Here is a 9,327-nt window from a genome sequence, read left to right as displayed (position 1 = left end):
CGAGATTCATTCGAACAAGGTCGCCACTCGCAGGTGTCGCGGCAGCGCTGCGCGCATTACTCATGGCCATTCCCCCTTTGAAAACAATCGGAAAACACCTCGGGTTCCGAAAATCGACTGTCCTCCCCAATCAGGTTGCAAATCGTACCGCTCCTCCAGCATCCTGTCGGGGCTCACCGGAATTGCCCGGTGGGAAGCTGCATTCTTGAGGGAGTGGCATGAGGTCGCACGGACTCTTCGTCGGTATCGACTACTACGAATCGGAGTTCACAAGCTTGCGGTTCGCCAAGCGGGATGCCACTGTGCTCAGCGCCCTGTTCGATGACAACCTTGGAGGGAAATCAACCGTACTCCTGGACGGCGATGCCACCAAGGAAAGATTTGTGACAGAAATGCGACACCTGGCCGAGGCCAGTATGCCCGACGACTTCGTCATGATCGCTTTCTCCGGACATGGCATCCCCGGTGGCGCCCTCGCAACGTATGATGTCCTGCCGGACAAGCCGGTCGAAAGCGCTTTTTCGCTGGACGAGTTCACCGATCTGATCCGTGAAATCCCGGCACGTGCCTTGCTCCTGGTCCTGGACTGCTGTTTCTCAGGGCATGCCGCGGACAAGGTGCTCCCCGTCCCGCAGGATGCCTCCACCAGCCGCAATGGGGCCGTCTCGGCCACGAAGAGGCTCGACGAGCTGCGCAAGGATGGTGTCGCCGTCATCGCTGCTTCCGACCGGGACCAGGAGGCATTCGAGGACGCGAGCGTCCGCCATGGCCTGCTCAGCCACTATCTGATCCAAGGACTGCTGGGCCACTCCGATGCCGTCGACGATGGCAAGGTGTACATCCTCAAGTTGGCTCACTTCGTGACCAAGAGTGTCAGCTCCCACAGGCGGAGCCGGCTCCAGTCGACCCAGGACCCTGTGTTGGGCGGAAGTTTCTCCAATTTCCCCTTGAAGATCTTCTCGAAGGGCCCGCGCTACGAGGCGACTCCAGACGCCACAAGGCCGATGTCCGTGAACGCCGACCTCTCGTCACTCGCCGAATACAAGATTCCACCTCCGGTGCTGGAGGCATGGCGGAGCCGCATCGGAAAGCTCAACCGACTGCAAGTCGACGCCATCAACGAGGGCGCGCTGCTCGAAGGAATGAACGTCCTGGTCAGCGCACCGACATCAACGGGCAAGACCATGGTGGGCGAGCTGAGTGCCATGCGAGCTGTGACCGACGGGAAGAAGGCAGTCTTTCTGCTCCCCACGCGCGCTTTGGTCAATGAGCAGTATGAGAATTTCCGGATCCTCTACGAGCCTCTCGGATTCAGGGTGATCCGTGCCACGGGCGAGCTGCGAGACCACATGGTCAATTTGATCAAGGGCGAGTACGAGGTCGCCATTCTCACCTATGAGAAGTTCATCGGGCTCTTGCCCAAGAGCCCGAGCCTGCTGAACGTGGGTGTCCTGGTCATCGACGAGATCCAGTCCCTCATGCTGCCCGAGCGCGGCCCGTTGCTGGAGACGCTGCTCACCTGGCTGCGGGTGAGGGAGGGCGGTTCCACCGAGACGCCTCAGATCGTGGGACTCTCCGCCGTACTTGGCAAGCCCCACGAACTCGCGCGGTGGCTTCGCGCGAATCTGGTGACGGGTACCCGACGTGATGTCCCCTTGCTCGAAGGAGTGATGGGCCCGGACGGTCGCCTCCGGTACCGGGACCAGCAAGGCGCTGAGTCGGCCGAGCAGTTGCTGGAACCGGAGGCCGCCCCCGAGCCCGCCGGGGGCAGTCGGCTGCTCACGCGCCTGGTGGCCGAGCTGGTCGCGAAAGAACAGCAGGTCATCGTCTTCCAGGCAACGCGCAGCGGGGCCCGCGAGCTCGCCCGCAGGCTCGCCCGCACGCTCGGTCTGCCCCCTGCTCACGCTCCGCTCGCGGCATTGTCCAGCGCGGACCGTGGGCGGACCACGGACCTGCTGCGAACCTGCCTGGAAGGGGGTGTGGCCTTTCACATCGCAGACCTGACGACCATGGAACGGCACCTCCTGGAGCAGTCCTTCGGAAGCCAGGAGAGCGAGGTGCGGGTGCTCGTGGCCACGACAACGCTGGCCCAGGGTGTCAATCTGCCCGCGGATTCCGTCGTCATCAGCGAGCTGGAGCACCCCTCGGCGGAGGGCCGCCCGTACTCCGTCTCCGAGTACAAGAACATGGCCGGCCGGGCGGGGCGTACCGGCAAGGCGAAGGAGGGGCGGGCCATCATCCTGGCCCGGGGCAGCGCCGACACCGATCAGAAGTGGCAGCGCTACGTCCAGGGGGAGCCGGAGCCGGTACGGTCGGCGCTGGTCGATCCCGCCACCGATGCGCGCGCCGTGATCCTGGCCGGCCTTGCCGAACCCGCTGTCCTCGGCCGCCGCTCGGGGACGGATGTCGAGCGTTTCCTGGCGGCCACCTTCGCCGCGCACCAGTCCAGGGCGAGCGGTTCGGCCGATCCGTTCCCGAGCGCGGAAGTCCGGCGCATGGTGGGCGAACTCGTCACCAATGGCTTCCTGAAAGGAACGCCGATGGGACCACAGGACCTGCCGGACGGGCTCGCCCTGACGGACCTGGGCAGGCTCACTGTCCGGAGCGGCCTCGGCGTCGACTCCGTCGCCGCGGTGGCGGAGGCACTGCGGGCGGTGCCGGAGAACCGGATCAACCCCGCCACCCTGATCTGCGCCGCGCAGCTCACCTCCGAATTGGCCGACGTCCGGTTCGACTGGCTTCCGCGCACCCCGTACAAGGAACACACCCGCCTCGCCGGAGGACTGAAGGCCCGCGGGGCCGACGAATCGATGGTCTTCAGACTCATGGGTGCGCCGGCGCGGAACGGCGTCAGTATCGGCCGGGCACGGCGGACTCTTGCCTGTTTGATGTGGGCGGAGGGGATCGGGCTCGCCGACATCGAACGGGTGATCGGCGATCAGACGAAGGTCACGAGGCCGGATGCTCCTGGCCCGGTTCACTACGCGGTGCAGCGCGCTGCTGATGTGATCGGGACCGTCATCGAGATCGCCGTCGGCATTCACCCCACCGCAGAGCTGGGCAGCATGCCCGATGTCCTGCCCGTTCAGCTCGAACTGGGCATCGTCGCGGATCTGGTTCCCCTTGCCTGGCACGCGGAGGTTCCGCTCCGTCGGCTTGTCTACCTCAGCCTGGCCAGGGCCGGGCTGACCACGCCCGCGGGTATCCTCGCGGCCGATCCCGACTTGTTGCTCGACTGTGTCGGCGGTGATGCCGACCGGCAGCGCGTGGTGCGGGAGGCCGCTGCGGCTGCGCAGGGAGCCACCGATGACGGTAATTTCCTCGATGCTCTCCCGCCTTCGGCCGACTGACCTCCGGTTGGATCCGGGCCGGTCTCCGTTCGGAGACCCGGCCCGTCGGCGGGGACCTCTTGGCCGGGGTGGGAGACACGGAGGCAGGCCACTGCTTGCGCAGACGCCGGTGCCTGGCTGTGGGGCCCCGAGGTCGCCGGGTCGGCGCGACCGACCCGAACCGGCTGCGACCGCTTCCTCCGCGAGGCGTTCCAGCACGGTGTCCACTCGTCGGCGGGCGGTGCGCGGGTCTCGGTCGAGCTGTGCGGCGATGCGGCGCAGCCGCTGTCCGAACCGCTCGGAACCGGCACCGTCCAGGGCGAGTGCTCGTCTGCCGAGCGTGGCCATCTCCGGGGGGAGCGTGCCGATCAGCTCCAGCAAGCAGCTCTTGAGCTTGGCACGCTCCACCGCACCTCCCTCACCGGGGGCGATACCGGCGACACGGCGAAGAGCTCGACCGGTACGGCTCAGGGCGCCGGGATCGTTGAAACCGAAGCCCTTGCGCAGCGCCTTGAGCTCCGCGAGCACCTGCGCCGCGGTCAGCTCCCGGGTCGGCACGGGGAGATGCCGCGGCACATCAGGAGGCCAGGCGGACACGCGCTTCCCCGAGCATCACCGGTTCGAGCCCGCCGTACAGGGCGTCGGCCCGCGCCCATAGTTCAGTCGCTGCCTCCCGGTCGTCCGCCGCTCGGTGGATGTTGCCGAGCCCGGTGAGAGCACGTGCCTTCTCGTAGCGGCTGCCGCATTTATCGGCCAGCGCCAACGCTTCCTCGTATCCGGCACCGGCGGCCTGATGGTTGCCGGATCGGAAATGGGCCCAGGCCGCGCAGTTCATCGCCATCACGGCGTCAAGATCCAGCCCCAGAGCGTTGAATTCCGCACGGGCTTTCTGAGCGTGCTTGACAGCGGCAGGATAGTGGTCCAATTCTGCCTCCAACAGCGCGATACCGCGGAGTGCAATGGCGGAATTTCGTGTGTTCCCCAACTGGCGGTAGTACCTCAGCGCTGTGCGCAGGCCCTTGAGGGACCTTTCGTACTCGCCCAGGTACAGTTCGGCCCAGGCCAGGTTGGAGATGGTGTTGACCACACCGTGGTCGTCGCCCAACTCCTGATACAGGACCAACGCTTGCTTGAAGTAGTCGACGGCCACGGTCAGATCGCCTCGGTCCGAGTGAGCGATACCGAGGTTGCCCAGGCTGATGGCCAGCCACGTACGAGCACCCGCGGCTGTCGCGGATTCGACCGCGCGCACATGGGTCTCAATCCATGGACCCCACCGCTTCGTGAGAAAGAAGAAGTCCCGTAGTGCAAAGGCAAGTTGCCAGCACAGAGAATGCAGCCCTTGTTCGGCTGCGGTGTGACACAGGATGACGAGACTGTGCCACTCCGTTTCGATCCATTTCAGTGCTGTCGCTCGATCACTGAACGGAGCTGCCTTCCCGGGGAAGTCGTCGAGGATGACAGGCGGCCGGTAACGCTGGGGAGTGAGCAACTTGTCCGCGGCCACGGTGAGACGGAGACCATGTTCGAGGAGACGCAGGACAGCGGCGTGCCGGTCCTCGACCGCCAGGCCAGGAAGGAGAACGAGCCGGGCGAACTGGCGCACCAGGCCGTGCATCGTGATGCGATGGGACGACTCATGGGCCACGAGATGCATGTCCGCAAGCCCATCTGTGAGGATTCCGGCGCGAAACAGATCGACGTCCGCAAGGGCCGCCACGTCATGGAGGTCGGTGCCGGGCCCAGGATGCAGGGCCAGGAGTGCGAGAACTCGACGCTGCTCCACGGTCAGGCCCTTGCATGCGACGCTGAGGGCGGCGGTGACGCTGCGATCCCCGTCATCGAGTAGGTCGAGCCGGTGGGCCTCGTAGGACAACCTGTCTTCGAGCTCGGCCACGTTCCGCATCGGACCGCGGCGGAATCGAGCGGCGGCGATACGCACCGCCAGCGGCAGCCGGCCGCAGTGTTCCACGACCGCGCGGACACTGAGGTCCGCAGCATCCGCGGCCGGCTCCCCTCCGACTGAGCGGAACAGCGCGTCGGCCTCCGCGCCGCTCAGCACTCCGAGGGACAGATGTGTCGCATCGTCGAGAGCGCTCAGGCGCTTCTGACTGGTGACGAGGAACTTGCATCCAGCCTCGGCCGGAAGCAGTGGAGTGATGTCCGCCGTGCTACGGACATTGTCGAGAACGAGTAGCAGCCGCTTGTCGGTGATGTGACTGCGCCACAGGTTGGCCAGGGCATCAGGCCGGGACGGCAGCTGCTCCAAGGGCACGCCAAGCAGCCTGAGCAGCGAGTGGAGGACATCTCGGATGCAGCCGGGCGGTTCTTCCCCGAGGTCGAAAAAGAAACATCCGTCGGGAAAGGAAGCCAGTGCGTTCCAGGCCCCGCGGACTGCCAGAGCGGTCTTACCCGCTCCTGCCAGGCCACTGACTACGCACACGGCGCCCGAAGATTCATCGGTGAGATGATCGGCAATGCGAGCCAATTCCTCGGAGCGTCCGACGAAATGAGAGGGTGGAGCGGGAAGTCCGAAAATCGTCTTCAACTTACTGCCCCTCTTCTTTCTTGATGTTTCTTCGCTGACGAGTGCCGCCAATTCACCCTGTGCTTCCAGAGCTTCATCGCAGCGTAGGGCGAACTCCCGGGTCGGCGCTGCCAGCTCCCTCTCCACCTTGCTGAGATGGCCTTTACTGCAGGAGACCAGCTCGCAGAACTCAATCAGACTGAATCCGCGTTCGCCTCGTCTCCTGCGGAGCTCGCGCCCGAAACAACGGGTGACTTCTGTCATGACCCCAAGTGCCTCTTCAGTATGGTCCGCCGACAGCAAGAGATTCACGGAAGAAATGACTATGGGCACACAAAATGGCCCCGTCCTGGCGGATGAAAGTAGCATCCCATAAGCGGGGCCAGAGTGTTAGGTGTTTCCTGTTTCCGGTGAAAATGGAAACAGGAAACCAGGGCAGTAAGGTTTTTTCAGCCTTGCGTCCCTCTCGCTGTGGACCTGGTCGTACCCGAGTCGGGACAGGTGTTCGGGTGACGCCGACCGTCCCGGTGTCGAGCAGCCAGGTCTCGTCCACGCCCGGCGTGGGCGCGTCCTCGGCGCCGCTCACGAGGTGGATCCGGTCCGGGCCTGCCCGGTCGTGCCGACGACCTCGTCATGGCTCTGCTGGCCGATCAGCAGGATGTCGTAACCCTCGTCCGCGAACCGCCGGGCCTCGTTGTGGACCTTGGTGACCAGGGGGCAGGCGGGGGGCCTCTCCCAGCTCCTCGACGGAGACCGCGCCACGCTGCTCCAGGGCGCGGACCGCGTGGTGGTTGTGGAAGATCTGCCGCCGTACGCAGACCGGCGCCCCGTAGCGTTCCGGGGCGCTTTCATCGGTCCTTACGGCACGGTCGACTCCGGCGCAGAAGCCGCGGGGGAGGCCAGGAGGAGTGCTCGTTCGGGAGGGAGGGGAGAGTCGCTCCCCACCGTCGCCGCCCCATCCGAGTCACCCCCGCACCCGCCCCCCGATCTCCACCAGCTCCGCCCCCACCCCCCTCCCGGCCTCGATCTGCCACAGGCAGTTCTGGAGGACGCGGGCGAGGGTCCAGGCGCGGGCCCGGTCGCGGTCCAGGGCGAGGGTGTCGGTCAGGGCGTCGAAGCGCCAGTCGATGTCGGTGGGGTCGTAGCGGTTGGTGAGGGCGGGGAGGAGGTCGAAGCCGGGGTCGCCGGAGAGGGGCTTGGGGTCGATGGCGAGCCAGGGGGCGCGGTCGGCGCCGAGGACGTTCCCGTAGTGCAGGTCCCAGTGCAGGAGCCGGTCGCCGGGGGTGTCCATGACCTCGCGTACGGCGGCGGCGCAGTCGGCGAGGAGACGGCGGGTCGCGGGGTCGGGGACGTGGGGGAGGGCCTCGGGGGTGCGGTCGACCAGGGTGGTGGCCAGTGGGCCCAGGGAACGCAGGGCGTCCGGCGCGGGGGTGGCCGTGAGGTGGGACAGGAGGCGGGCGACGATCAGGACCGCCTCGTGGGTGTCGGGGTGGTGGGCGAGTGTCCGGGCGGGGTCCAGGCGTTCCAGGAGCATCGTGCCGGTGGCCGGGTCGTGGTCCAGGAGGCGGACCGCGCCGTCGCCGTCCCAGGTGCGCAGGGCCAGCGGTTCGCCCTCCGTCTCCTCGTCGACGGGCTGGAGCTTGAGGACCGCGTCCGTGCCGTCCGCGCGGACCACGGGGACCACCAGCGCGGCCATACCGCTCATCGGACGGCCGTCGGGGCGCAGGCTCCAGCGGTCCAGGAAGTCAGCCACCAGCGCCGGCAGCCGGGCGACGAAGGCCCGGCCGGTCTCGCCGTGGTACTTCGCCTGGGCCGCCGCGAACGTCTCCGGAATCTCCGTCATCAGCGGGACCTTACGGACGTACGACCGCCGCCTGCCCGCGATTTCCCCTTCGAGTCCTTCGATCCCTTCGGTTTTCGTCGTGCAGAACCACTGAATCCGTAGGAGACAGGGGGCGTGTCCACGGGTTACCGTCCGGCCCATGAGCAGCAGTGTCGTGAACGGTGGTGTCTCCTTCTGGTACGCGCAGGACGGCTTTCCCACGCCCCGGGAGCCCCTGTCCGGTGACACCGACGCGGACGTGGTGATCGTCGGCGGCGGGTACACGGGGCTGTGGACCGCCTACTACCTGAAGAAGGCCGCGCCCTTTCTGCGGGTCGTGGTGCTGGAGCAGAAGTTCTGCGGGTACGGGGCCTCCGGGCGCAACGGCGGCTGGCTCTACAACGGCATCGCGGGACGCGACCGGTACGCGAAATTGCGCGGCAAGGACGCCGCCGTACGGCTCCAGCGGGCCATGGACGACACCGTGGACGAGGTCATCCGGGCGGCCGGCGCGGAAGGCATCGACGCCGACGTCCACAAGGGCGGTGTGCTGACCGTCGCCCGCACCCCCGCCCAGCTCACCCGCCTCAAGGCCGAGCACGAGCACGAGCTGTCGTACGGCGGGAAGGGCCTGGAGCTGTACGGCGCCCGGGAGACCGCCGCCCGGGTCCGGGTCAGCGACGCCGTCGGGTCGTCCTGGACCCCGCACGGGGCCCGCATCCACCCGGTGAAGCTGGTGACCGGCCTCGCGGCGGCCGTCGAGGCGCTCGGCGTGATTCTCCACGAGTCGACGCCGGTCACCGAGATCCGGCCGCGGCACGCGGTCACCCCGTACGGCACCGTCCGCGCCTCCTACATCCTGCGCTGCACCGAGGGCTTCACCGCCTCCCTCAAGGGCCAGCGGCGCACCTGGCTGCCCATGAACTCCTCGATGATCGCCACCGAGCCGCTCACCGAGGAGCAGTGGGAGGCCATCGGCTGGGCCGGGCGCGAGACCCTCGGCGACATGGCCCACGCCTATATGTACGCCCAGCGCACGGCCGACGGACGGATCGCGCTCGGCGGGCGCGGAGTCCCGTACCGCTTCGGCTCGCGCACCGACAACGACGGCCGTACGCAGGCGGCGACCGTCGAGGCACTGCGCGAGATCCTCGTACAGATGTTCCCCGCGCTGGCGCCGGTCCGGGTCGCGCACGCCTGGTCGGGCGTGCTGGGCGTGCCGCGCGACTGGTGCGCGACCGTCACCCTGGACCGCTCGACGGGGCTCGGCTGGGCGGGTGGCTACGTCGGTTCGGGCGTCGCCACCGCCAATCTCGCCGCGCGCACCCTGCGGGATCTGGTCCAGCAGGACTCCGGTCAGGGCGGGCGCACCGACCTGACCGAGCTGCCGTGGGTCGGCCACAAGGTCCGCAAGTGGGAGCCGGAGCCGCTGCGCTGGCTCGGCGTCCAGGGCATGTACGCCACCTACCGGGCCGCCGACCGGCGGGAGTTCACGGCACCGGGGGCGCGGTCCTCGCTGCTGGCCCGGGCGGCGGACCGGGTGGCGGGGCGCGGCTAGGGCGTGCCGGTTCCGCGCGGCGGGCCGTCCCGCGTGCCGCCGACCGGCGAAAACCTGTGCGTGTGCTGTCGTACCCGTGTGCCACTATCCC

5 protein-coding genes are annotated in these 9,327 nt (G+C 67.6%); 2 read left to right on the top strand and 3 right to left on the bottom strand.

Translation table 11 applies throughout. The features are described 5' to 3' along the window. Positions 1-218 precede the first annotated feature (218 nt). Complete coding sequence (locus tag ACFXAZ_RS07955; protein WP_384586468.1) at positions 219-3,350, top strand: DEAD/DEAH box helicase; 3,132 nt, start codon at positions 219-221, stop codon at positions 3,348-3,350. Between the two features lie 556 nt (positions 3,351-3,906). Here the strand turns inward: ACFXAZ_RS07955 and ACFXAZ_RS07950 are convergent. The 3 genes from ACFXAZ_RS07950 to ACFXAZ_RS07940 all read right to left on the bottom strand — a co-directional run bounded on the left by ACFXAZ_RS07950 (position 3,907) and on the right by ACFXAZ_RS07940 (position 7,699). Then, entirely contained in the window at positions 3,907-6,120 is a 2,214-nt protein-coding gene (locus ACFXAZ_RS07950; protein ID WP_384586466.1) for a tetratricopeptide repeat protein, read from the bottom strand. A gap of 318 nt (positions 6,121-6,438) precedes the next feature. Beyond that, positions 6,439-6,618, bottom strand: coding sequence for a hypothetical protein (locus ACFXAZ_RS07945; RefSeq protein WP_384586464.1), 180 nt, complete (start codon positions 6,616-6,618; stop codon positions 6,439-6,441). A 202-nt stretch (positions 6,619-6,820) separates the two neighbouring features. Then, the gene (locus ACFXAZ_RS07940) at positions 6,821-7,699 is read right to left on the bottom strand and encodes an aminoglycoside phosphotransferase family protein (RefSeq protein WP_384586462.1); all 879 of its coding nucleotides are present in this window, start codon (positions 7,697-7,699) and stop codon (positions 6,821-6,823) included. Positions 7,700-7,838: 139 nt separating this feature from the next. On the opposite strand from ACFXAZ_RS07940, the gene ACFXAZ_RS07935 reads away from it, so the two are divergent. Continuing rightward, positions 7,839-9,236, top strand: a complete 1,398-nt coding sequence (locus ACFXAZ_RS07935; RefSeq protein ID WP_384586460.1) for an NAD(P)/FAD-dependent oxidoreductase — start codon at positions 7,839-7,841, stop codon at positions 9,234-9,236. Positions 9,237-9,327 lie beyond the last annotated feature (91 nt).

The organism is Streptomyces sp. NPDC059477 (assembly GCF_042749375.1).
In the GTDB taxonomy this organism is placed as follows: Bacteria; Actinomycetota; Actinomycetes; order Streptomycetales; family Streptomycetaceae; genus Streptomyces.
This window is presented reverse-complemented; position numbering and strand designations above follow the sequence as displayed.